The organism is Rhodococcus sp. PAE-6 (assembly GCF_025290685.1).
Lineage (GTDB): Bacteria > Actinomycetota > Actinomycetes > Mycobacteriales > Mycobacteriaceae > Rhodococcus > Rhodococcus pyridinivorans.
This window is the reverse complement of the sequence record NZ_JAOCLZ010000189.1, coordinates 1-246: the sequence shown is the minus strand read 5'-3', so window position 1 is coordinate 246 and position 246 is coordinate 1. Positions and strand designations below refer to the sequence as shown.

Annotated in this window: 1 pseudogene; it reads right to left on the bottom strand. The window is 69.1% G+C overall.

Annotated elements, in window-relative coordinates:
- Positions 1 to 246 (bottom strand): annotated as a pseudogene (locus tag NVV99_RS26740) (hypothetical protein); the annotation flags it as partial.

Sequence of the window (246 nt, the reverse complement as noted above, 5' to 3'; positions counted from 1 at the left end):
ACGTTGGCGGTGCCCAGGGTGAACAGCCAGCCGAAGCCGAGACCGCTGGCCCAGCCGATCACCGCCATCACCGCCAGCGACAGCGCGCCCAGCGAGAAGCCGGCGGCCAGCAACGCCTTGACGGTGCCGCCCCAGCGCCATGCCAACGCCATCACCACGAAGCCCATTGCGAGCAGGGACGGCAACTTGACCTGGGAGGACATCGTGATCAGCACGGTGCCGGCGATGAGCATCCCGGTCGCCCTC